Genomic DNA, 22,763 nt, shown 5'->3' with positions numbered 1-22,763 from the left:
CCCCGCGCGATCCGCCGGGGCCTTTCACCTTGATACCGTAGGGCGGGGTTATGCCCCGCCTTTTTCGGACGTCAGCCGCGCAACACGCCGCCGGTCGCCTTGCTGACCTTTTCGACGATCTTGGCCCCGACCGCCTCGATATCCTTTTCCTTCAGGGTCTTGTCCGTGGGCTGCATGCGCACCGTGATGGCAAGGGATTTCTTGCCCTCGCCCAGCGATCCGCCGATGAATTCGTCAAAGACCCGCACGCTTTCGATCAGCGCCTTGTCGGCCCCGGCCGCGGCATTGACCAGATCCAGCGCCTGAACGCACGCATCCACGACAAAGGCAAAATCGCGCTCGACCGGTTGCAGGTCGCTGATCGCCAGCGCGCTGCGTGTCGCCACGGTTTTGCGCGGCAGCGGGATTTCCGCAGGCCACAGGGTATAGGCCACCGCCGGGCCCTTGACGCCCATTTCGCGCAGCACCTTGGGGTGCACTTCGCCGAATACCGCCAGCACCTTTTTCGGGCCAAGGCACAGTACGCCGTGCCGCCCCGGGTGCCACCAGTCCGGCCCGTTGCGCATCACCTGCATCTTTGCCGGGGCGCCGATGGCGGACAGCACCGCCTCGACATCCGCCTTGGCGTCGAACAGATCGACGGGGCGCGACGCGCCGTGCACGTCCTTGGGGCCGGTGTTGCCAACCAAAAGACCCGCCGCCTGCAAATGCTGTTCCCCCGGCTCGCCGCCGGAAAAGGCGGCGCCGATTTCAAACAGCGCAAGGTCCATGAAACCGCGCGCCTGGTTGCGGGCCGCCGCCTGCAACAGACCGGGCAGCAAAGCGGGGCGCAGGTGGCTCATCTCGCTGCTGATCGGGTTGGCCAGCATTGTCGCATCCTGCCCGCCCCCGAACAGCGCCGCCGAGGCGCTGTCGATAAAGCTGTAGGTCACGCATTCGTTGTAGCCGAGCGCCGCCATGGTCCGCCGCGCGATCTGTTCGCGTTTCTGGATTGGCGACAGGATCGGGCGCGGCACGCCCGTGGTCATGCGCGGCAGCGGTTTGCCCTGCAGCTTGGTCAACGAAGCAATGCGCGCCACCTCTTCGACCAGGTCCGCCTCGCCCAGCACATCGGGGCGCCAGGACGGCACGTTGGCCATGTCACCGGTCATCTTGAAGCCCAGCGCGGTCAGCGTCTGGCGCTGTTCGGATTCCGGGATCTCCATCCCGACCAGCGAAATCACCCGCTTGGCATCCAGTTTATAGGCGCGCGACACGTCCGGCACGGCGCCCGCAACGGTCACCTTGGACGGCGTGCCGCCGCAGAGATCAAGGATCATCTGTGTCGCGTCTTCGATCGCCTGCATGTTGTAACCCGGGTCGATGCCGCGTTCGTTGCGATAGCGTGCGTCCGAGTTGATCTTCAGCGCGCGGCCCGTGGTGGCGATCTGGACGTTGTCCCAATAGGCGCTTTCAAGGAAGACGTTGACCGTCTCTTCGGTGCACCCGGAGTCCAGCCCGCCCATGATGCCGCCGATGGATTCGATGGCGCTGTCGTCCGAAATCACCACCTGCCCGTCGGCAAAGGTATAGGTCTTCTCGTTCAGACCAACCAGCGTTTCGCCTGATTTGGCGCGGTGGACGCGCAGGTTGCCATTCACCTTGTCGGCATCAAAGACGTGCAGGGGGCGGTTGCGGTCAAAGGTGAAGAAGTTGGTGATATCCACCAGTTTCGAAATCGGGCGCAGGCCAATCGCGCGCAACCGGTCCTGAAGCCACTGCGGGCTGGGGCCGTTTTGCACACCGCGGATAAGACGACCCGCGAACACGTGGCAGCCGCCTTCGCCTTGGGTGTCTTCGTCGATTGTAACGCTGATCGGGCAGGCAAATTCGCCGTCGACCTGATCGGTCTTCAGCGGCTTGAGCGTGCCCAGACCCCGCGCCGCCAGATCGCGTGCGATGCCATGCACGCCCAGCGCATCGGGGCGGTTGGGGGTGATGGCGATCTCGATCACCGGATCGACCTTGGCGGGATCGTTCTGCGCCAGCCAGTCGGTGAACTTTTGACCCACCTCGCCCGAGGGCAATTCGATGATGCCGTCGTGTTCGTCCGACAGTTCGAGTTCGCGTTCGCTGGCCATCATGCCGTGGCTTTCGACGCCGCGGATGTTGCCGACCGACAGCGTCACGTCGATGCCGGGGACATAGTCGCCCGGTTTGGCCAGCACCACGGTGATACCGGTCCGGGCATTGGGCGCGCCGCACACGATCTGTTTTTCGCCCTCATCGGTCAGCACCTTGCAGACGCGCAGCCGATCCGCATCGGGGTGCTGTTCGGCATGAACCACCTTGGCCAGCGTAAAGGCCGACAGCTTGGCGGCGGGGTTTTCGATGCCCTCAACCTCAAGCCCGAGGTCGGTCAGCGCCTCGGAGATTTCATCAACCGAAGCGGTGGTATCGAGGTGCTCTTTGAGCCAGGAAAGCGTGAATTTCATCGTGTCGCCCCTTTGGGGAAATGTATCAGGTCAGGCTTAGCGGGACAGGCCACCATGCAGCGTCGGCACGTCCAAGGCGGCGAAACCGTAGTGTTTCAGCCAGCGCAGGTCTGAATCGAAGAAGGCCCGCAAATCGGGGATGCCGTATTTCAGCATGGCGATGCGGTCGATGCCCATGCCGAATGCAAAGCCCTGCCATTCGTTCGGATCGACGCCAGCGGCCGACAGCACCTTGGGGTGCACCATGCCGGACCCCAGCACTTCGAGCCAGCCGTCGCCTTCGCCGATCTTCAGCTGACCGTCGACCCAGCTGCACTGGATATCCACCTCGGCCGAGGGTTCCGTGAAGGGGAAGTGCGAGGCGCGGAAACGGGTCTTGATGCCGTCGATCTCGAAGAAGGCGGCAAAGAATTCCTCCAAAACCCACTTGAGGTTCGCCATCGAGATGTCCTTGTCGATGGCAAGGCCTTCGATCTGGTTGAACATCGGCGTGTGGGTCTGGTCATAGTCAGCGCGGTACACACGGCCCGGCGCGATGATGCGGCAGGGGGCGCCGTTGCCCTCCATATGGCGGATCTGCACCGGGCTGGTGTGGGTGCGCAGCACATGGGGCGGACGGTTGTCGCCCTCGGCGCGGTGCATGTAAAAGGTGTCCATTTCCGCCCGCGCGGGGTGGTGGCCGGGGATGTTCAGAGCGTCAAAGTTGTACCAATCGCTGTCGACCTGCGGCCCTTCGGCCACGGCAAAGCCCATGTCGGCAAAGATCGCCGTCGCCTCTTCCATGACCTGGCTGACCGGATGAATGCTGCCTTGGCGCATGGGGCGCGGTGGCAGGGTGACGTCCAGCCATTCGGCCTGCAGCCGTTCATTCAGGGCGGCATCGCCCAACGCGGCCTTTTTCGCGGCCAGCGCGGCGTTGATTTCATCCTTGAGCGCGTTCAGGGCGGGACCGGCTGTCTGGCGCTGCTCGGGCGTCATCTTGCCCAGCTCGCGCATTTGCAGGCTGATCTCGCCCTTCTTGCCGACGGCGGCAAGGCGAAGGGCCTCAAGGGCGTTTTCATCAGCGGCTTCGCCGATTGCGGTGATATACTTGTCGCGCAGCTCTTGCATGGGGCCTCTCCGGATGGGATCGAAGGGGAGTTACCACAGAAGTAGGGGAATGCAAGCAGGGGTGCAGCCAAGGCACGGCCAATGGATACAGAGTTTCCACAGCGCCTGCGCATTTGCGCCACAAACCTTTGGCCTGTACTGACCCAAAGGTCACATCCCGGGAGACCCCGAATGCACGCCCATGCCCACCGCATCGAGCGCCCTCAAAAGGGCTGGCGCCGCCGGGTTGCCATCGCCCTTGTCGGGCTGATGCCGCCCCTGACCCGGCTGGTCCGGGCGCGCAGGGCATCAAGGCCCGGCAAACGGCTGCTGATCGAGACCGTCCATCTGGACGAGATCTGCGATCAGGCCCGGATCGAAAGCCGTGCCCGCCAGCTGTCCGAGGGCGCGGATTGGGATGGTTTGCACCGCCTGATGGCCGACCTGGACGCCGAGAGCGGCAAAAGCTGTGGCAAGGTGTTGACCCGTTGCGCCGCGCGCGGGACCCGCGGGGCGCAGGCCGATTGGGTTGCGCAGCTTGGCGGCGGCGCGGCCTTGCCTGTCAGCGCCATTCTGTATGACGAGCTGGAACGGCTGGAGCTGGCCTATGCGCTGCGCCCGGACGATCACCACCTGGGCGCGATCCTGACGCTGGCACATCTGGAAATGGCGCGGGTGCGCCAGGACCTGACCCCGGTGGATGATGACACCGGCGCGGATGGCCACGACCTGCACCTCGCCCGCGCCAACGAGATCCTGACGGAATGGCACGCCAAGGCGCCCGGGTCGGGTTTTCTGACGATGGTGGCGCATCGTGTGGCCTGCGAAGTCCCGGGCGCTGACACGCTGATCCACGACCGCTTTGCCCAGGCGTTGGAGGAGGCGCCGACAGACTGGGACCTGATGAAAGAGCACGCCTTTCATCTGCTGCCGGGGCAGCGCGGCGACTACGAAATGCTGGAGCTTGAGGCGCGGCGCACCATGGTGGCCACGCCGGACACCGGCGCCGCCGCCTACGCCGCCTTTTACATGGGTGTGATGACCCGCGATCCCGGCACGCTGTTCCTGGCCGACGCCGCGCTGCTGGCGCAGGGTCTGTGCGACATCGCGAGGGCCGAGGCGGGCGATCCTGCAACCGTCAACAGGCTGCTGCAGTTCTGCACGGATATCACAACCCCGACGGACAGCGGCAACCCCGGTGCCGATGCCGAGATCAACGCCCAGCGCAGCCGCTTTGCAAAGGTGGCCAGCGGGCTGTTTGCCGAATGGTTCACCTGCCATGTGCCCGAATGCTGGACCGTGCCGGCAGACAGCATGCGGCGCAGCCTCGCCGCCCATTATGCCCCGCTGCTGGAACAAGGCGACCGGATCAGCCTGACCCGCGCGGGCATCGCGATCAACCCGCCCAAGGCCGCCGCCCGGTCAGCGACGTGACCTGATCTGACCCGACAGGCGGCCCTCGCCGGGGTCATGCGCCCCGGCGCTTGCCGTCACCTTGCGGCGCGGCAGTTGGCCAGTTGCGCCGAATACGTGCGCGAACGTTCACCCACCTCGGCGGCAACGCGCATCAACCACGCCTTGTTGTTGTAGGTGCCGTTGCGATAGCCGGTGCGGCCTTCGTGATAGGCCAGGTAGTGACGGCGCGCGTCCGACAGCGGGATGCCCAGCTGATCGCGCGATTGCTTCATGTACCAGCCCATGAAATCCGTCGCATCGCGGATGTCGTCCCGGCGCGCACGGCGGTTGCCAGTCGAGACAAGGTATTCCTTCCACGTCCCGTCCAGCGCCTGGCTGTACCCAAAGGCCGAGCTTTGCCGCCCCATCGGGATCACACCCAGCGAAAACTTCAGCGGGGTGCGCGCGTCCGAGATGAATTTGCTTTCCTGATAGATCGTCGCCATCTGCACGTGAACCGGAACGCCCCATTTGCGTTCGGCCGCACGGAAGGCCTGATAGTACCCACGGCGCTGTTCGAGTATCGAACAGGCGTTATCCAGATTGCGCGGTGCTTGTCCCGGCCGGCCGCCGCCCCCGCAGGACGCGGCCAGAAGGACAATCACCAATGCGCGAAGCCACTTGCTCATCTGCCTCTCGCTTTTGTTTATTAGTCTTTTGCCACAGTTTAGCCGATTGTCGCGCGGGTGGAAATCACATTTCCCAAATGCGCGAGTCTTGGCGCAACCCAAGAAGAAGGGGTTGAATTCCGCGGATTTTCGCTATCTTGTTCACAACTGTCGGTTTCCGCTTCACACAGTGTTTCCGGCGAAAATGTGTCCCAAAGTTGGACATATGGCCACTTTTCACGTTAAGAATGGCACTGAGAGGTGCAGCATGATCCGTCAACGCGCGAAATACCATCTGGGCCAGGTTGTCCGCCATCGCAAGCACCCCTTTCGCGGGGTGGTCTTTGATGTGGACCCGCAGTTCAGCAACACCGACGAATGGTACGAGGCGATTCCCGAAGAATCACGCCCCAAGAAGCAGCAGCCGTTCTACCACCTGCTGGCCGAAAACGATCAGAGCTTTTACGTGGCCTATGTGTCGGAACAGAACCTTGTGGCCGACTATTCAGGTGAACCGGTGGATCACCCGGACATTCCCGACCTGTTCGGCGCCTTCCACGACGGCAGCTATGAACTGCACTTTCAGATGAACTGACGCACGGCGGGGTGGATTGCCCCGCCCTATGCCTGCACTTGCGCCGCAACCAGCGACAGGAAGCGGTCGACGTCGCGTTCGCAGATCGACCAGTCACAGACCAGGCGCGCCGTGACGACCGTGTCGTCGCCCCCTTGATCAGCCCCCCACAGATGATAGACGGCGCCCTGCGCCATCACCGCCCTGTGCAACCCCAGCGGCGCGCGGAAAAACACCATGTTGGCCTGCGTTTCATTGACGATCTCAAGCCCAAGCCGCTGCAACCCCGCGCGCAGGCGCTGCCCGGCAGTATTGGCGCGCAGGGCCAGCTTGCTCCACAGATCGCCCTGCAGATAGGCCTGCATCTGGGCGGCAAGATAGCGGTGCTTGGAGTAAAGCTGCGCGCCGCGCTTGCGCCGCAACTCGAATTCGCGGGCGTGTTTCGGATCGAAAAAGATCACCGCCTCGACCCCCATCAAGCCGTTCTTGGTGCCGCCAAAGACCGCAACATCAACACCCAGTTTCCAGGTCATTTCAGCCGGGGTGCAGCCCAGCGCGACGCAGGCATTGGCAAAGCGCGCGCCGTCCAGATGCACGGGCAAATGGAAGTCGCGGGCCACGTCGCACAGCGCGCGCATCTGGTCCAGCGCATAGACATTGCCGCCCTCGGTCACATTGGTGATCGACACCGCGCCGCGCTGCGGGCCGTGGACGCCGCGGTTTTCCTCGCCTTCGATGGCGGTGCGCAGGGCCTGCGGGGTCATCACGTCGCTGCCCGGTACCAGCGTCAGCTTGGCCCCGCCGGTATAGAATTCGGGCGCATTGCATTCATCCATGTGGATGTGCGCATCGGGCGAACAAAAGACCGTATCATAGGGCTGGACCAGCGTGGCCAGCGCCAGCACGTTCGCCGCCGTGCCCAGCCCGACCAGATAGACCGCCGCCTCGGGCGCCTCGAACAGCTCGCGGATCTGGTCACAGACCTCGGAAGTCAGCGGATCGCTGCCATAGCCGGGGGCATAGCCTTCGTTCGCCCGGGCCAGGGCATCCAGAACCTGCGTCGGGACCGGCCCGCCGTTGTCAGAGGCAAAATTCATCACGTGTTCCCCAGGGGTTCGTCGATAATGTGGTCTTCCCAATCCTCGTCCGAAACTTCGAATTCGGCAACCGTGCGGTGCTGCATCGACACCCCCGCCTCGTGCACCGAGTCGGGGGTGCCGGTCAGCAGCGGATGCCATTCGGGCAGGGCATTGCCCTCGTACAGGCGTTTGTAGGCACAGGTCTGCGGCATCCAATAGGCGTGCTGGTCGATGTTCGACGGCTTCATCACGATGCATTCGGGCACGAACTGGTGACGGATCTCATACTTGGCGCAGCGACAGGTGGTGTCGTCGAACAGCCGGCAGGCGACGCGGGTCAGGGCGACCTCTCCGGTGTCTTCGTCCTCAAGCTTGTTCAGGCAGCATTTGCCGCAGCCGTCGCACAGCGCCTCCCACTCTTGCGGGGTCATGTCGGTCAGTTTCTTGCGTTCCCAGAAACGCGGGGACAAACCGCTGCGGTCGATCGGATCGCTCATAGCGCCGCCAGAATGCCGCGGGACTGCGTGCAGTCGGCATCCATCTGTTCGATCAACGCCTCGAGGCTGTCGAACTTCAATTCGGGGCGCAGGTAATCGACAAGGGCGACCGACAGGGTCGCGCCATACAGATCGCCGGTAAAGTCGAACAGGAAGGTTTCGATGTTGGGGAACTGGCCGTCGAACATCGGCCGCACCCCGACCGAGGCGGCGCCGTGGTACTGGCCCTTGTGCGGACCATCCAGCACCTCGACCAGCACGGCATAGACGCCAAAGGCGGGCGGATGCAGGCCATCGATGCTCATGTTCGCGGTGGGATAGCCAAGCACGCGGCCACGCTGTTCGCCGCCGATCACTTCGCCTTCGATCCGGTGCCAATGGCCCAGTTGCGCCGCGGCGTCGCGGGGGCGGCCTTCGCTCAGCGCCTCGCGGATCGCGGTCGACGAAATCTCGATCCCGCCGGTTTCAAGGATCTCGGCCACCGTGACGCCAAAGCCCATTTCCGCGCCAAAGGCCTGCAGATCGGTGACATTGCCCGCCCTGCCCTTGCCGAAACAGAAATCGGCGCCGACAACGATATGGGTCAGGCCCAGCCCGTCATGGATGACCTTTTGCGCGAACTCGCGCGGCGTCAACGAGGCCAGCGCGGTATTGAAGTTCAGCTGGTACAGCCTATCCACCCCCAGCTTTTCAAGCCGCGAGGCGCGGGCCTCGGCGCTCATCAGGCGGAAGGGCGGCGCATCGGGGGCGAAGTATTCGCGCGGGTGCGGCTCAAAGGTCAGCACCCCCAACGGCGCATCCGGCGCGGCCTTGCGCGCAAGGTCGATCACCGCCTGATGGCCCAGGTGAACACCATCGAAATTGCCGATGGCGGCGCTGGCACCGCGGTCTTCAGGGCGGACATACTGATAGTCACGGATAATTTTCATGCGGTTGGGTTAGCCCCCTTGCGGGCCTTGTGCAAGCGCGGCGGCGATCAGGGCGATGCCCTCTTCGATGCGCTCGGAGGGGATCGAACTGTAGCCAAGGCGGTAAAACCGTGTCGGCGGTGCGTTTTGCGCGAAAAACGGCGTGCCGGGTTCGATCAGCACGCTGTCCTGATGCAGTTGCGCGGCCAGGGCGCGGCTGTCGACGCCCTCGGGGGCCTGCATCCAGATGCTTGATCCGCCATGCGCGCCCTTGCCGGCGATCTCCAGCCCATGGGCCGCGATGGCCCGCTCCATGATCTTGCGGCGGTCCCCCAGCGCGCGGCCCATCCGGCGCACCTGCGCATCGTAATGGCCAAGCGACAGGTAATAGGCCGCCGTGCGCTGCACATGCCCGGGCGGATGGCGCAACATGCTGGCGCGCAGGGCGCGGGCCTCGCGAATGAAGGGGGCTGAGCCGACCAGATAGCCCAGCCGCAACCCCGGAAACAGCGATTTGGAAAAGCTGCCGACATAGATCACCCGCCCCTCTTCATCGAGGCTTTTGAGCGCCGGGCTGGGCGGTTTGAGAAAAGACATCTCGAATTCGTAATCATCCTCGACGATCAGCGCGTTGATCTGTGAAGCGCGTTTCAGCAAGGCCTCGCGCCGGGCGCGCGGTAGGGTGGCCGAGGTCGGACATTGGTGGCTGGGAGTTGTAAAGATCACCTGCGTGTCGCGCGGCACCGCATCGGGGGGCAGGCCTTCCTGATCGACATCCACCGGGGTGACCTGCGCGCCGCCCTGACGCAGGATTTCCCGCAACGCCGGGTAACAGGGGTTTTCGATCGCCACACGCCGCCCGCGCGAGGCAAGGATCTGCGCCGCCAACCACAGCGCATTCTGCGCACCCAACGTGATCAGGATTTCATCCGGGGCGGCCTGGATGCCGCGGCGTGGCAGGGTGTGGCGCGCGATGAAGGTGGCCAGTTCGGCATCATCCTGATCGTATTGATCCTGCGTCAGCGCCATGAAATCGCGCGCCCCCAGCGCCTGCGTCGCGCATAGCCGCCAGTTGGCATGGTCGAACAGCTTGGGGTCGGCCTGCCCGTAGATGAAAGGAAAGCGGAAGCGCGCCCAATCCAGCGGTTTGTTCATGCCCAGATTGGCGCCATTGCTGAACCGCTGGGCAAAAGCCGCGTCCCAGTCGACCTGGTCGCGGCGCGGCGCCAGCGGGCCAAAATCCGGGGGTTCGGGAGCGTTTTCGCTGACGAAATAGCCCGAACGGCCGCGCGAGGTCAGGTAGTCATTGGCCAGAAGTTCGGTATAGGCCAGCGTCACGGTGATCCGGCTGACGCCAAGGTGATGGGCAAGACCGCGGGTCGAGGGCAGCTTTTCCCCCGGTCGGAACCGGCCCGCCAGGATGCCTTCGGCCACCATTTGCTGGATGCGCGCCTGAAGCGTGCCCTGCGAGGTGGCGGAGAGGTGGAAGGTTTCGACGGGGATGGCCATGCGCGCAGGATAGACTGGGCTTATCGCGCGCGCAATCTGGACTGATGGTCCTTGTGGTCAGGGCGGAACGAGGGGCGCTGCCCCTCGCGCTCCCCGGAGTATTTGAGCCAAGAAGAAGGATCAGGCCGGGGTGCGTTCCCCGAAGATGGCGGAACCGACGCGGACATGGGTGGCGCCAAAGGCGATGGCCTGCTCGAAATCGCTGCTCATGCCCATCGAGAGCCCGGCAAGGCCGTTGCGGTTGGCGATTTTTTGCAGAAGCGCGAAATGCAGGCTGGGGGTTTCATCCACCGGGGGAATGCACATCAGCCCCTTGATCGGCAGGTCCAGCGCCCGGCATTCGGCGATGAAACCATCGGCCTCGGCGGGGGAAACCCCTGCCTTTTGCGGCTCTTCCCCGGTGTTGATCTGGATGAACAGATCGGGGCAGTGGCCGGTTTCCTGCGCGAGGCGGGCCAGAGTATTCGCCAGTTTGGGCCGGTCGAGGGTGTGGATGGCGTCGAAAAGATCCATCGCCTGACGCGCCTTGTTGGTTTGCAGCGGGCCGATCAGGTGGACCTGCACATTTTCGTAGCGGTCCCGGAAATCCGGCCATTTGCCGGCCGCCTCTTGTACCTTGTTTTCGCCAAACAGGCGGTGGCCTTGCTGCAGAACCGCCTCGACGCGGTCATTCGGCTGGACCTTGCTGACGGCGATCAGCTGCACGTCTTCGCGCGGGCGGCCAGCGTCCTGGCAGGCTTTGGCAATACGGGTTTCGATGTCATTTAGTCCCACGGATCAGTCCCCCAGGCGTGGATGAATGGCTGAAGCTCGGTTTCGTAGCGGCGCCAGGCGTCGCGGCGGCCGGCGTGAATCGGTTGGCGCACCTGCGCCAGGCTCAGCGTCTGTACCGCAGCCCGGGACTGATGGAAATCCAGGCATTGGTCTTCCCACTCCAGCCCTGCTGCGGCGATCAGCGCGCGGGACTGCGGTTCGGGATCGCTGACCAGCGCTTCGTAGTGGACCTCCTGGATCACGCCGTGCATCCGGTCCTTCCAGTGTTGCACCACCTTGCGGAACCGTTTGATTTCATGCGCGATCTCGGCCAGGTCATTGGCATAGCGGTGGGTGCCGATGGCAAAGTGGTTCTTGTAGATCGACAGTGCGATGTCGCGCGGATCGCGGTGCACCACGATGATCCGGGCGCCGGGCATGGCGCGGTGGATCAAACCGAAGATCAGATAGCTTTGGATCGCCTTGTCGGTGATCACGCCGCTTTTCGCGCCGGTGTCGCGCATGGCAAGCCGGCGATAGTGGTCGGCATAGTCGGCCAGCGCCGCGGGGCTGATCTGCGCCAGCGGCTTGATCTTTTCGACGGCGCCGAAATGGGCATAGGCCTGCCGCAGCGCATGCACCATTTCTCCGCCCGCATGGGCCTGCCCATGGGCCGCGATGATCTGTTCGACCAGCGTCGTTCCGGACCTGGGCATTCCGGTCACAAAGACCGGGCGCGGGTCCATGCACCCGTCGATCGGGGTCAGGTCGCTGTCCTGCGCCGCCAGAACGGCGGCGATTTCACGATCCTTTGCCTGCGGATCAAGCGGCGCGATCTTGGCCTGCAGGGCATTGGCGCGGTTCAGAAAGGCAAAGACCTTGCCGGTTTCGCCCTGCTCTTCCAGCGCCTTGGCAAGGGCAAAGCCCAGGTGGACGCGCCCGGCATCGTTCAGCCGTGGATCGTTCCACAGCTTGACCATCTGGCGCACCAGCGGATCGCCCTTTCTGGTCCGGATGCCACCCAGCAGAATCCGGTAAAGCTCGGGCTGGTTGGGGTGGCGCTTGATCAGCTTGCGCAACATCTCTTCTGCATCGTCGAACCGGCCGAGGGTCTGAAGATAGCGCGCCTTGTCGGCCCGGGGGGCAATTGCCTTTGGGTCAAGGGCGATCAGGCGGTCATAGGCATCCAACGCCTTGTCTGCATGCCCGGTGCGCCCGTAACGGTCGGCGGCGGCCTGCAACAACCGCTGCGATCCCGGGGCAAGATCCAGGGCCCGGGCGGTATGATGCAAAAAGCCATCGGCATCGCCGTCTTCATAGGCAAGGGTCGACAGAAAGGCATGGGCTGCCGCGTGGTCGGGATCGGACAGAATCAGCTGCTCGAACGCCTTGCGGGCCTGTAGTCTTTGGCCTGCCGCGTGCAACCGCTGCGCCTGCGCGAACAAGGCAGCTTTGTCCTGTGTCGAAAGTGGCAGCATCCCGGTCCCCCTTTTGGCGACCCTTTTGCACAAAAGAAAAGAGCGGGCGCAAGGCCCGCTCTTCCCTTAGCCTAACTGGCTGTAGACGTCCTTAGAAGGACATCGACAGACCCAGCGAGAAGGAGTCGTTCTCGTAGGACACGCCGGGTGCCGAGACTTCTTCCTTGCCGTAACCCATCTGGGCTTCGAGACCGCCACCCAGATCGTAGTTCACTGCCAGACCAAAGCCTTTGGCTTCCAGGCCGTCGATGCCGTAACGGTCATCGTACTTGCCGAAGTTGGCGCCGATGGTCAGAGCGTTCATCGAGTAGCCCAGACCCAGACCCCAGAAGGATTCGGTTTCGTCGTTCAGGAACGCGACGTCGGAGTAGTTGGCTTCCGAGTAGTTCAGACGTGCCTGCAGACCGTTGCTGAAGGTGGTGTCGAGGCTGATGCCCCAGACGTCCGAACGCTCAGCCACTGCACCGAATGCTTTGGCTTGCACTTCGAAACGCTCGTCTGCGGTTGCACCGGGATCCAGCAGCAGCAGAGCTGCGTCAGCTGCAGCGGCAGCTGCGAGACCACCGATTGCGGCCACGGTAGCGTTGTTCTCGTCGCCCGACTGGTAGCCGATGCCGACGCCGAGGGTCAGGCCAGCAAGCTCAGCCGAGTAACGTGCACCGATACCCCAAACCGGGTCGAACACGCCAGCGTCGTCCAGTTCAACCGACAGGTAGCCGGTGAAGCTGTTGAACGAGTATGCGAACTGGGCGATCTGACCGTCGTAGGTGCCGTCCATGCCGGAGTTGGCGTTGAAGCCAGCGTGCCAGGTTTCGGAGTCGTCGATGGAGCCACCGATGTTGACTTCCTGCATGGCTGCGTCGAATGCGCCGTCAACGTCGCCCATGGTCAGCTTGGCTGCGCCGTATGCAACGTGGATGGTTTCGCCACCCTGGGTGCCGTTGCCGAATGCGCCGTTTTCGTCCAGATCAACGACTGCGCCGAAGGTCAGGCCGTTGTCTGCTTCACCGGTCATGGTGAAGGACACGTCGATGTCGGTGTGGAATTGTGCGTTGTCGCCATAGCGGTCACCGCCGACGATGCCCATTTCGGCCCAGCCGGACAGAGCGATGTCTGCCGATGCTGCGCCCGCGGTAGCAACCAGTGCGGTGGTCGCGAACAGAATCTTTTTCATTTTTTCCCTCATGTGTTCAAAGGCACTACCAAGCCGGGTTGCCCGACCTTGATGTGATGTTCTATGCGCCCGCAGCCCCCGTCATTGCAAGTCATGCAAAAAGCATCCCTGCAACAAGCGGATCAGTGATGCGCAATTGTCACAAGCCTTTTGCCCGCCGGGATCGACGCGACGTTTCCTGCGCAAAAATCCGCCAGTCACAAGGCGGCCAAGCCCTTTTGACCATTCACGCATCTTGCGCCCCGGGCGCATTTGCTGCAGGCGCACGTGCCTCGCGCGCGCCCGCGATTCCTTTCATCACGGTGGTTGATGCCGGATTCCCCCGTATTCCCCCGTCCGGGCCGCAATTGGCGGGCATTGATCGCTTGCCGCTGCGCCGTGTGCCGAGTATTCAGGGGGAAATCGGGAATTCCGCAGGAGGCTGCAAATGGACATCAAGCGTATTGCACTGGGAATGGGGCTGGTGATTGCCCTGACGGCCCAGTCCGGTTGCAGCGTCTTCGGCGGTGGCCGGGGCCAGCCGGTCGATACGCCCTCGGCCGAGGAAACCAACGACCAGATCATCTATGGCGATCGCGGCAAGCCGCGCGGCACGATCTGGGACATCTTCCGCGCCCGCCCCGATCAGGGACAGGTTGGCCAGGTGAACAAGTATATCTGGAACGCCGCGCTTGAGACGCTGAACTTCCTGCCGGTGCAGTCGGTCGATCCCTTTACCGGGGTGATCACCACCGGGTTCGGCACGCCCCCCGGCGGCGGTCAGGCCTATCGCGCGACGATCTATGTCAACGATCCGGCGCTGGATGCCCGGTCGCTGAACGTGGCGCTGATGACGCGGTCGGGTCCGGCCTCGGCCGCGACGGTCCGCGCGATCGAGGATGCCATCCTGACCCGCGCCCGCCAGCTGCGCGGCCAGGACAGCAAGCTGTAAGGCTTAGCGTTCCACGCAACAGATCGCAGGGCGGGGTGTTTCCCCGCCCTTTTTCGTGGCCCCGGCGGATCAGTCCAGCGGCGGGCGCGGGTCCAACTGCGACAGGCGCTGGACCCAGTCCAGGTGTTGCGGCAGGCAAATCGTCTTGAGATCGTAGTGCGCGCGCACAAAGGCGCGGGCATTGGCGCCCAGCCGCGCGCGGGTTTCGGGATCGTCCAGAAGGGCGCACAGCCGGTCCACCAGCCCGTCGCGGTCAAAGAAATCGACCAGCCAGCCGTTTTCGTCCTCGGTCACGACCTCGCGCACCGGTTCGGTCCCTGACGCCAGAATCGCGCATTGGGCGCTCATCGCTTCGAGCAGGGACCAGGACAGGACAAAGGGATAAGTCAGATAGACATGCGCGGTGCTGATCTGCAGCATCGACAGATAGACGTCATAGGGCACGCGCCCCAGAAAATGCACGCGGTTCCAGTGCGGCGTCGGAATGCGCCCGCGCACCTCGTCGATGAAGATCTGTTTCCAGCTTTGTCCCCCCGGGGCCTTGGCGCCATAGCTGACCTCGTCTCCGCCGATCAGAACCACATGGGCGTTCGGCCGCCGTTTCAGGATTTCGGGCAGCGCCCGCATGAACACGTGATAGCCGCGATAGGGTTCGAGGTTGCGGTTGATAAAGGTGATCACCTCATCGTTTCGCGTCAGCGTGACATCGCGGTGCACCAGCAGGCTGGCATCGGCCCTGGGCACCACCAGGTCGGTATCCACCCCGTCATGCGCCACGGTGATCCGGTCCTGCCAACCCTGCGGAAAGCTCGAGGCCTGGAACTGCGTCGGAGACAGGCCCGCATCCATGATTTCCTCGTGCAGGCGGTTGTTCAGGTTCTTCATGCGAATTCGCAGTTTGTCGGCTTCGGGCGATTGCGACGGGAATTCCGGGTCGAAATTCATGAAGGGCTTGGTCGTCAGGTGGTACAGCTCGCAATACAGGCCCAGCCGGGCGGTGGGCCAGACATCCTTGAGGAACATGGATTCGCCCCAGCCGTGATGGGCGCAGATCACATCCGGCTGAAACCCCTGCGCCTTCAGCGCCGCCGCGCCGCGATAGCAGGACGTGGCGCGCAGCAGCTTGGTCTCGAAATCGGCCAGCCAGGGATGAACGCCCTTGGTGCTGGCGCCCTTGACTTCGTAGGGGACGACCCTGACCCCTTTCCAGTTCGACGGCTGCTTGACCTTGCAGGTCAGGGCGACCACCTCGTGGCCCTGCGCGACAAGCGCCGGGGCAAGGTGTTTGTACTGCCCGGGAAAGTTCTGGTGGATCAGCAGGATCTTCATGGTGCTCGGCCTAACTTGGTCTTTTGACCGCCTTTGTGACATGCCTGCGGCGTCCGGCCAATCCCGTTTGCCCCCTGCCCGCGCCAAGCGCTGCGGAAATACCGCCTGCGGCCTTGCCTTGCTGCGCCGTTCAACGCCATGGTGCCGACGGCAACAGGGATGGGCACGATGGCCGGGCCAGGAAAACTGATCATTCACGCCGGGTTCCACAAGACCGGCACCACCAGCGTCCAGATGGCGCTGCATGGCAATCGCGAGGCGCTGGCCGATCATGTCGACATCCTGCTGCGCGACGACATCCTGCCGCTGACCCAGGCCGCGCGGCACTTTTCAAAACGCCGCACCCCCGAGTCGCTGGCCGAGGTCGCCCGGCAGGCCGACGCCTGTTTTGCCGCCATCGCCGGCGGCACCCGCCCCGTGGTCATCGCCACCGAGGACCTGTCCGGCATGATGCCCGGGCGCGCCGGGCTGGACAGCTATTCCGCCGCGCCAATCCTGATGCAGACGCTGGAACGCGCCGCGCTGGCCCGGCTTGGCGCTGCGACGCCGATGGTCTTCTACTTTTCGACCCGCGCCGCCGATCCCTGGGTCGAAAGCCTGTGGTGGCAACACCTGCGCAGCACCCGGATCGAAACGGACCTGGATGACTATCGCCGGGAGGCGCAGGCCGCCGCCGATCTGGACGCCATCATCGCGGCGGTGCGCGGCGCGCTTGGCCATGCCAGCGTCGTCAGCCATGCGCTCGAGGATATCCGCCAGGCGCCCGAAGGCCCGGTTTCCGTCCTGTATGACCTGCTGGACCTGCCGCAGGCGCTGCGCGGCCCCGCGCCAAAGCCCGCGAACACCCGTCCGCCTTGCGGGTTGGAGCCGATCTTTCTGGCGCTGAACCGTAGCGGCCTGCCCGACGATTGCGTCAGCGACACCAAGCGCAGGCTGCTGCGCGCTGCCCGCCGCAACGCCGATTGAACCGCCAGCACTGGACGAAAGCCTTCGCGCGGCCTATCACGCCCCGCAAACCTGCCCTGACCGCACCCAGGGCGAAGACCTGCAAAGGATACCCCATGTCGCGTTACGACCCCGCATCGATCGAGCCGAAGTGGCAAGAGGCCTGGGACAAGGCACAGACCTTCAAGGCCGTCCGCTCGGATGACAAGCCCAAGTACTACGTGCTGGAAATGTTCCCCTACCCCTCGGGCCGCATCCACATCGGGCATGTGCGCAACTACACCATGGGCGACGTGATCGCGCGCTACAAACTGGCGACGGGGCATAACGTGCTGCACCCCATGGGTTTTGACGCCTTTGGCATGCCCGCCGAAAATGCCGCGATGGCCTCGAACGGCCATCCCAAGGACTGGACCTATTCCAACATCGACACCATGGTCGGCCAGATGAAGCCGCTGGGCTTTGGCCTTGACTGGTCCCGCATGTTCGCCACCTGCGATCCCGAATACTACGGCCAGCAGCAGGCCCTGTTCATCGACTTCCTCGACAAGGGGTTGGTCTATCGCAAGAACGCCGTGGTGAACTGGGATCCGGTCGACATGACCGTTCTGGCCAACGAACAGGTGATCGACGGCAAGGGCTGGCGGTCCGGCGCGGATGTGGAACGGCGCGAGTTGACGCAGTGGTTCTTCAAGATCTCGGACTTTTCCGGCGAATTGCTGGATGCATTGGACGGGCTGGAAAACTGGCCCGCCAAGGTGCGCCTGATGCAGGAAAACTGGATCGGCAAATCGCGCGGGCTGCAATTCGCTTTCAGCACCATCGAGGCCCCCGAAGGTTTCGACCGGATCGAGGTTTATACCACCCGCCCCGACACGCTGATGGGCGCGTCCTTTGTCGGGATTTCCCCCGATCACCCGCTGGCCAAACAGCTTGAACGAGACGACCCCAAGGTCGCCGAGTTCTGCGCACTGGCGCGCAAGGGCGGCACCACCGCCGAGGCCATCGAAAAGGCCGAAAAGCTGGGCTATGACACCGGCATCACCGTGCGCCATCCCTTTGATACTGCGTGGGAACTGCCGGTCTATATCGCCAATTTCATCCTGATGGATTACGGCACCGGCGCGATCTTTGGCTGTCCGGGCCATGACCAGCGCGACCATGATTTCTGTGTCAAATACGACCTGCCCATCGTCGACACCTTTTTGCCGGTCGAGGGCGAGCATGACATCCAAAAGGCGCCCTTCGTTCCGGCCAAGACCGAAAAGGTCCGCTATACCCGCCTGATCGCAGGCGAGGAAATCCAGACCGGCGACGAAGGCGTGAACGCCACCATCGACTTTTGCGAGGCGAACGGCGTCGGCCAGGGCGTGACCAAGTACCGCCTGCGCGACTGGGGCCTGTCGCGCCAGCGCTATTGGGGTTGCCCGATCCCGGTCGTCCATTGCGATACCTGCGGCGTCGTTCCCGAGAAAACGGAAAACCTGCCGGTCGAACTGCCCTACGATGTCAATTTCAGCACCCCGGGCAACCCGCTGGACCGTCACCCCACGTGGCGCGATTGCGCCTGCCCTAAATGCGGCAAGCCTGCGCAGCGCGAAACCGACACGATGGACACCTTTGTCGATTCGTCGTGGTATTTCGCCCGCTTCACCGCGCCCCACGCCAAGACGCCGACCGACATGGCCGAGGCCGAATACTGGATGAACGTCGACCAATACATTGGCGGCATCGAACACGCGATCCTGCACCTGCTTTATTCGCGGTTCTTCGCCCGCGCGATGAACATCTGCGGCCACCTGCCCGACAAATCGCGCGAACCTTTTGATGCGCTGTTCACCCAGGGCATGGTGACCCACGCGATCTATCAGACGAAAAACGCCGAGGGCCGCCCGGTCTATCACTATCCCGAAACCGTCGAGCTGCGCGACGGCAAGGGGTTCCTGAAAGACGGGACCGAGGTAAAGATCATCCCCTCGGCCAAGATGTCCAAGTCCAAGAACAACGTCGTGGACCCGGTCGAGATCATCAAGACCTATGGCGCCGATACCGCCCGCTGGTTCGTGCTGAGCGACAGCCCCCCCGAACGCGACGTGGAATGGACAGCCAGCGGGGCCGAGGCCGCGTACAAGCACCTTGGCCGCGTCTATCGCATCGCGTCGGAAATTGCCGACCTCGAGGTTGAAACCACCGGCGAGGACGAGGCCCTGCTGCGCGAAATGCACAAGGCCATCCACGATGTCACCATGGGCGTCGAGAGCTTTGGCTTCAACGCCTCGATCGCCAAGCTCTATGCCTTTACCAACGCGCTGCAAAAATCCCGCGCCGGCAAGGCGGCCAAGACCCAGGCCGCGAAAACGCTGGCTCAATTGATGTCGCCAATGACGCCGCACCTGTCCGAAGAGGTCTGGCAATTGCTGGGCGGCGAAGGGCTGATCGCCAACGCGCCCTGGCCCAAGGCCGACGAAGCGATGCTGGTCGAAGACAGCGTGACCCTGCCGATCCAGATCAACGGCAAACGCCGAGGCGAAATGACCGTGCCGCGCGACATGCCCAAGGAAGAGGTTGAAAAAGCCGCCCTTGCACACGAAGCTGTGGTGAAGGCCCTCGAAGGGGGCCAACCGAAAAAGCTGATCGTGGTGCCGGGGCGGATCGTCAATGTGGTTGTCTAAACGCAAATTCCTGCTGGGCGCGCTGGTCCTTGGACTGGGCGCCTGCGGGTTCACCCCGGTCTACGGGCCGCAAGGCACCGGCAACAGGCTGCTGGGCCGCATCGCGCTGGAGGCGCCCAAGACGCCCAACGACTACGCCTTTAACGCGCGGTTCGAGGAACGCATGGGCCGCGCATCCTCCGGGCCGTATTTGCTGAGCGTGAAAAAAACCGTCGACCAGCAGGATCTGGGCAGCACCTCGACCGGCAACACGACGCGCTATCGCCTGCTGGGGCGGGCCAGCTACAGCCTGACCGACGCGGGCACCAAGGCCGTGCTGATTGAAGGCCAGACCGATGGCTTTACCGGCTATTCCACCACCGGGTCGACCGTTGCCACGCTGGCGGCGGAACGCGCCGCCGAACAACGCCTGATGGTGATTCTTGCCGATCAGGTCATCGACAAGCTGATCTTGCAAGCCACCGACCTGCCGGAATGAAGCTAAACCCGCGCGACGCCAACGCCTTTTTCCAGCGCCCCGACCCCAAGGTCGCGGGCCTGCTGATCTTTGGCGAGGACACGATGCGCGTGGCGATGAAACGGCAGGAAGTGATCGCCAATATCGTCGGCCCCGCGGGCGAAGAGGAAATGCGCCTGTCGCGCATGACCGGGGCCGAATTGCGCCGCGAACCGACGATGCTGCTGGATGAAATCAAGGCCACCGGCTTTTTCCCCGGCCCCCGCGCCGTGCTGGTCGAAGAGGCGACCGACGGGCTGTCCAAGACGCTGGGCGCGGCACTGCTGGACTGGCGCGAGGGCGATGCCCAGATCGTTGCGACCGCCGGGCAACTGGCGTCGAAATCAGCCCTGCGCAAGCTGTTTGAAAGCGCCCCGAACGCCGTTTGCGCCGCGCTTTACAATGACCCCATGGGCCGCGCCGAAATCGAGGCCGAGCTGAAACGCGCCGGCCTGCGCGAGGTCGGGCGCGAGGCGATGACCGCGCTCGAAGTGCTGTCGCGCAGCCTGACGCCCGGCGATTTCCGCCAGACGCTGGAAAAGATCGCGCTGTACAAGCTGGACGATGCCGATCCGCTGACCCCAGAAGAGGTGGGGTTGATGGCCCCGGCCTCGGTCGAGGCCGAAATAGACGAGGTGTTCCACGTGCTGGCCGAGGGGCGAAGCCAGGACATCGCGCCAGTCATGCAGCGCCTGACCGCGCAGGGCGTGACGCCGGTGACACTGCTGATCATGGGCGCGCGGCATTTCCGGACGCTGTACACGCTGGCCTCGGCCCCAGGGGGGCCGGCGCAGGGCATCGGACGGCTGCGCCCGCCCCTGTTCGGCGCGCGCCGCGACCGGATGTTGCGGCAGGCACAGGGCTGGTCGGTCACGCGGCTGGAACAGGCGCTGGACGTGCTGATGGAAACCGACCTGACGCTGCGGTCCGCCGGTCAGCGCGCGCCTGCCATGGCGCTGGTCGAACGCGCCTTTGTGCGCCTTGCCTTCCTGGCGCGGCGCTGATCGGGAGGAAAGACAATGGGCTATACTCTGTACGGTCCGCTGCGCAGCCGCGCCTTTCGCGTGCTATGGATGCTGGAAGAACTGGGGGTGGATTACGGCCATGTCCCCGCCGGGCCGCAATCCGAGGAGGTGCTGCGCGTCAGCCCCATCGGCAAGGTTCCGGTCCTGCTGGACGGCGATCACGTGATCCCCGACAGCACCGCCATCCTGACCTACCTTGCGGACAAGCACGGCCAGTTCACCGCAGCCGCCGGCACCCCGGAGCGGGCGCGTCAGGATGCCCTGACCTTTCGCATTCTGGACGATCTGGAAAGCCTGCTGTGGACCGCCGCCAAACACAGCTTTGTCCTGCCCGAAGAAGAACGGGTGCCCGAGGTCAAACCCGCCTGCCGCGCGGAATACGCCCGCAACCTTGATCGGCTGATGTCCGAGATCGAGGGCCCCTACCTGATGGGCGAGACCATCAGCGTGCCGGACTTCATCCTGTGCCATTGCGGCGGCTGGGCGCAAAACGCGGGTTTTCCGAAGGGGCCCGAATCCTTCAAGGCCTATGTCGCCCGCCTGCGCGCGCGCCCGGCCTTTGTAAAAGCGGCGGCGCGATAGGGGCTCTGCCCCCGCGCTGCGCGCTCCCCCGGGATATTTTCGGCACAAAGAAGCCGGGACGGTTCAGGATTTGTCGGTGACGTTTTCCTTGAACGCCTTTTCGAAGGCGGCCTGTTTCGCGGCGTCCGCCTCGGTCTGGTTCTGCGCCTTCCAGTCGTCGTAGGGCATGCCGTAATAGATCTCGCGCGCGGCGTCCTTGGACATCTCGATGCCGCGTTCGTTTGCGGCCTCTTGATACCAGCGGCTGAGGCAGTTGCGGCAGAAGCCGGCCATGTTCATCAGGTCGATGTTCTGCACGTCCTTGCGGTCTTGCATCAGGTGCTGGCGCAGCCGGCGAAAGGCGGCGGCTTCGATTTCGAGGCGGGTCTGGTCGTCCATGGGGTCTCTCCTGTGTTACTCGGGAACCTGGGTCAGGGCCTGCTGCAGCAGCGGGGCAAGGCGTTCGCCCCAGTGGGCCTGCGCCGCCTGGCTGTCGATCAGGTCATTGCGCAATTCGATCAGGGTGTTGTTGCGGCCATGGTGCAGGGCGTGGCGGTCGATCGCGTCGCCCGGCAGGTGGCCGGAATAGGGTTCGTTGCGGCCAACCGTCAGGTCGGGCTCTGCCTCGAGCAGGGCAATCAGCGGATCGGACAGACGCCTGTCGTAGGAATGCAGAATGCCGATGTGCCAGGGCCGCGACGGGCGCGCGCGCAATTGCCGGGTGAAGGAATGCACCGCGACGATCACCGTGTCCTTGCGCCGCCCCGCCAGCCTTGCATAGGCGTCGTGGTAGGGCCGGTAATAGGCATTCAGGCGGCGTTCCTTTTCGGCGGCATCCGCATCGCGGTTGGCCGGTATGACCGAGCCGTCGTAAAGCTTCATCAGCAAGGTGGGATCGTCCTCGCCGCGATTGGGGTCGATCACGAGGCGGGAAAAGTTGGACAGCAGCACAGGCGCACCCAGCGCCCGCCCCAGCGCCAGCGAAACGCCCGCCGCGCCCGGGTCATAGGCGATGTGCCGCGCCATGTCCGCATCGGGCAGGCCCAGCGTGCCGCCCAGATCCGGCGGCACCGTGTTGGCGGCGTGGTCGCAGGTTATCAGCCAAGGGCTATCGCGGTCTTCACCGTCGATGTGATAGGGAGTGTATGTCATGATCTCGTCATAGTGGCCAAGCAACAGATATGCCAGTTGTGCGCCAAAGGGAAT

At 64.0% G+C, this 22,763-nt stretch carries 22 protein-coding genes; 9 read left to right on the top strand and 13 right to left on the bottom strand.

Going from position 1 to position 22,763, the window contains the following annotated elements; translation table 11 throughout:
• Positions 1–71: 71 nt before the first annotated feature.
• Together pheT and pheS are read right to left on the bottom strand one after the other, a co-directional pair.
• Positions 72–2,474 (bottom strand): phenylalanine--tRNA ligase subunit beta, encoded by a 2,403-nt coding sequence (pheT, locus tag QF118_RS05520; RefSeq protein WP_282301646.1) that lies wholly within the window; start codon positions 2,472–2,474, stop codon positions 72–74.
• A gap of 36 nt (positions 2,475–2,510) precedes the next feature.
• The gene (pheS, locus tag QF118_RS05515; RefSeq protein WP_282301645.1) at positions 2,511–3,584 is read right to left on the bottom strand and encodes a phenylalanine--tRNA ligase subunit alpha; all 1,074 of its coding nucleotides are present in this window, start codon (positions 3,582–3,584) and stop codon (positions 2,511–2,513) included.
• A gap of 171 nt (positions 3,585–3,755) precedes the next feature.
• On the opposite strand from pheS, the gene QF118_RS05510 reads away from it, so the two are divergent.
• Positions 3,756–4,997, top strand: a complete 1,242-nt coding sequence (locus QF118_RS05510) for a hypothetical protein (RefSeq protein ID WP_282301644.1) — start codon at positions 3,756–3,758, stop codon at positions 4,995–4,997.
• 56 nt (positions 4,998–5,053) lie between these two features.
• Here QF118_RS05510 and QF118_RS05505 read toward each other — a convergent pair whose 3' ends face one another.
• A complete protein-coding gene (locus QF118_RS05505; protein ID WP_282301643.1) occupies positions 5,054–5,647 on the bottom strand; it encodes a transglycosylase SLT domain-containing protein in 594 nt (197 codons plus the stop codon).
• Positions 5,648–5,894: 247 nt separating this feature from the next.
• On the opposite strand from QF118_RS05505, the gene hspQ reads away from it, so the two are divergent.
• A complete protein-coding gene (gene hspQ / locus QF118_RS05500; RefSeq protein WP_282301642.1) occupies positions 5,895–6,221 on the top strand; it encodes a heat shock protein HspQ in 327 nt (108 codons plus the stop codon).
• A 26-nt stretch (positions 6,222–6,247) separates the two neighbouring features.
• Here the strand turns inward: hspQ and QF118_RS05495 are convergent, their stop codons facing one another.
• The 7 genes from QF118_RS05495 to QF118_RS05465 all read right to left on the bottom strand — a co-directional run bounded on the left by QF118_RS05495 (position 6,248) and on the right by QF118_RS05465 (position 13,598).
• A complete protein-coding gene (locus tag QF118_RS05495) occupies positions 6,248–7,297 on the bottom strand; it encodes a threonine aldolase family protein (RefSeq protein ID WP_282301641.1) in 1,050 nt (349 codons plus the stop codon).
• Positions 7,297–7,776 (bottom strand): YcgN family cysteine cluster protein, encoded by a 480-nt coding sequence (locus QF118_RS05490; protein WP_282301640.1) that lies wholly within the window; start codon positions 7,774–7,776, stop codon positions 7,297–7,299. The genes QF118_RS05495 and QF118_RS05490 overlap by 1 nt, the downstream gene beginning before the upstream one ends.
• On the bottom strand, positions 7,773–8,705 hold the full coding sequence (locus QF118_RS05485; RefSeq protein WP_282301639.1) for a bifunctional riboflavin kinase/FAD synthetase: 933 nt from the start codon (positions 8,703–8,705) through the stop codon (positions 7,773–7,775). Before QF118_RS05485 ends, QF118_RS05490 begins: the two co-directional genes overlap by 4 nt.
• A gap of 9 nt (positions 8,706–8,714) precedes the next feature.
• Positions 8,715–10,193, bottom strand: a complete 1,479-nt coding sequence (gene pdxR / locus QF118_RS05480) for a MocR-like pyridoxine biosynthesis transcription factor PdxR (RefSeq protein WP_282301638.1) — start codon at positions 10,191–10,193, stop codon at positions 8,715–8,717.
• A gap of 120 nt (positions 10,194–10,313) precedes the next feature.
• Positions 10,314–10,967, bottom strand: a complete 654-nt coding sequence (locus QF118_RS05475; protein WP_282301637.1) for a YggS family pyridoxal phosphate-dependent enzyme — start codon at positions 10,965–10,967, stop codon at positions 10,314–10,316.
• The gene (locus QF118_RS05470; protein ID WP_282301636.1) at positions 10,958–12,424 is read right to left on the bottom strand and encodes a tetratricopeptide repeat-containing sulfotransferase family protein; all 1,467 of its coding nucleotides are present in this window, start codon (positions 12,422–12,424) and stop codon (positions 10,958–10,960) included. Before QF118_RS05470 ends, QF118_RS05475 begins: the two co-directional genes overlap by 10 nt.
• Before the next feature lie 91 nt (positions 12,425–12,515).
• Positions 12,516–13,598, bottom strand: coding sequence for a porin (locus QF118_RS05465; protein ID WP_282301635.1), 1,083 nt, complete (start codon positions 13,596–13,598; stop codon positions 12,516–12,518).
• A 38-nt stretch (positions 13,599–13,636) separates the two neighbouring features.
• Here QF118_RS05465 and QF118_RS05460 point away from each other — a divergent pair, with 38 nt between their 5' ends.
• A complete protein-coding gene (locus QF118_RS05460) occupies positions 13,637–14,065 on the top strand; it encodes a hypothetical protein (protein ID WP_282301634.1) in 429 nt (142 codons plus the stop codon).
• On the top strand, positions 14,026–14,529 hold the full coding sequence (locus QF118_RS05455; protein ID WP_282301633.1) for a DUF3576 domain-containing protein: 504 nt from the start codon (positions 14,026–14,028) through the stop codon (positions 14,527–14,529). The genes QF118_RS05460 and QF118_RS05455 overlap by 40 nt, the downstream gene beginning before the upstream one ends.
• A gap of 69 nt (positions 14,530–14,598) precedes the next feature.
• On the opposite strand, the gene QF118_RS05450 is transcribed toward QF118_RS05455, so the two are convergent.
• On the bottom strand, positions 14,599–15,858 hold the full coding sequence (locus QF118_RS05450; RefSeq protein WP_282301632.1) for a glycosyltransferase: 1,260 nt from the start codon (positions 15,856–15,858) through the stop codon (positions 14,599–14,601).
• Between the two features lie 138 nt (positions 15,859–15,996).
• On the opposite strand from QF118_RS05450, the gene QF118_RS05445 reads away from it, so the two are divergent.
• The 5 genes from QF118_RS05445 (at position 15,997) to QF118_RS05425 (ending at position 21,578) form a co-directional block, all read left to right on the top strand.
• Positions 15,997–16,824 carry a hypothetical protein gene (locus tag QF118_RS05445; protein WP_282301631.1) on the top strand — a complete coding sequence of 276 codons (828 nt, stop codon included), beginning with the start codon at positions 15,997–15,999 and terminating at the stop codon, positions 16,822–16,824.
• A 95-nt stretch (positions 16,825–16,919) separates the two neighbouring features.
• The gene (leuS, locus tag QF118_RS05440) at positions 16,920–19,475 is read left to right on the top strand and encodes a leucine--tRNA ligase (protein ID WP_282301630.1); all 2,556 of its coding nucleotides are present in this window, start codon (positions 16,920–16,922) and stop codon (positions 19,473–19,475) included.
• Positions 19,462–19,953, top strand: a complete 492-nt coding sequence (gene lptE, locus QF118_RS05435) for an LPS assembly lipoprotein LptE (RefSeq protein ID WP_282301629.1) — start codon at positions 19,462–19,464, stop codon at positions 19,951–19,953. The genes leuS and lptE overlap by 14 nt, the downstream gene beginning before the upstream one ends.
• Complete coding sequence (holA, locus tag QF118_RS05430) at positions 19,950–20,975, top strand: DNA polymerase III subunit delta (RefSeq protein WP_282301628.1); 1,026 nt, start codon at positions 19,950–19,952, stop codon at positions 20,973–20,975. The genes lptE and holA overlap by 4 nt, the downstream gene beginning before the upstream one ends.
• A 15-nt stretch (positions 20,976–20,990) precedes the next feature.
• Entirely contained in the window at positions 20,991–21,578 is a 588-nt protein-coding gene (locus QF118_RS05425) for a glutathione S-transferase family protein (protein ID WP_282301627.1), read from the top strand.
• A 63-nt stretch (positions 21,579–21,641) separates the two neighbouring features.
• On the opposite strand, the gene QF118_RS05420 is transcribed toward QF118_RS05425, so the two are convergent.
• Together QF118_RS05420 and QF118_RS05415 are read right to left on the bottom strand one after the other, a co-directional pair.
• Positions 21,642–21,956: a DUF1244 domain-containing protein gene (locus QF118_RS05420; protein ID WP_282301626.1), complete on the bottom strand. Its 315-nt coding sequence runs from the start codon at positions 21,954–21,956 to the stop codon at positions 21,642–21,644.
• Between the two features lie 15 nt (positions 21,957–21,971).
• On the bottom strand, positions 21,972–22,709 hold the full coding sequence (locus tag QF118_RS05415; RefSeq protein WP_282301625.1) for an N-formylglutamate amidohydrolase: 738 nt from the start codon (positions 22,707–22,709) through the stop codon (positions 21,972–21,974).
• Positions 22,710–22,763 lie beyond the last annotated feature (54 nt).

The organism is Tropicibacter oceani, from assembly GCF_029958925.1.
Taxonomy (GTDB): Bacteria; Pseudomonadota; Alphaproteobacteria; order Rhodobacterales; family Rhodobacteraceae; genus Pacificoceanicola; species Pacificoceanicola oceani.
This window is presented reverse-complemented; position numbering and strand designations above follow the sequence as displayed.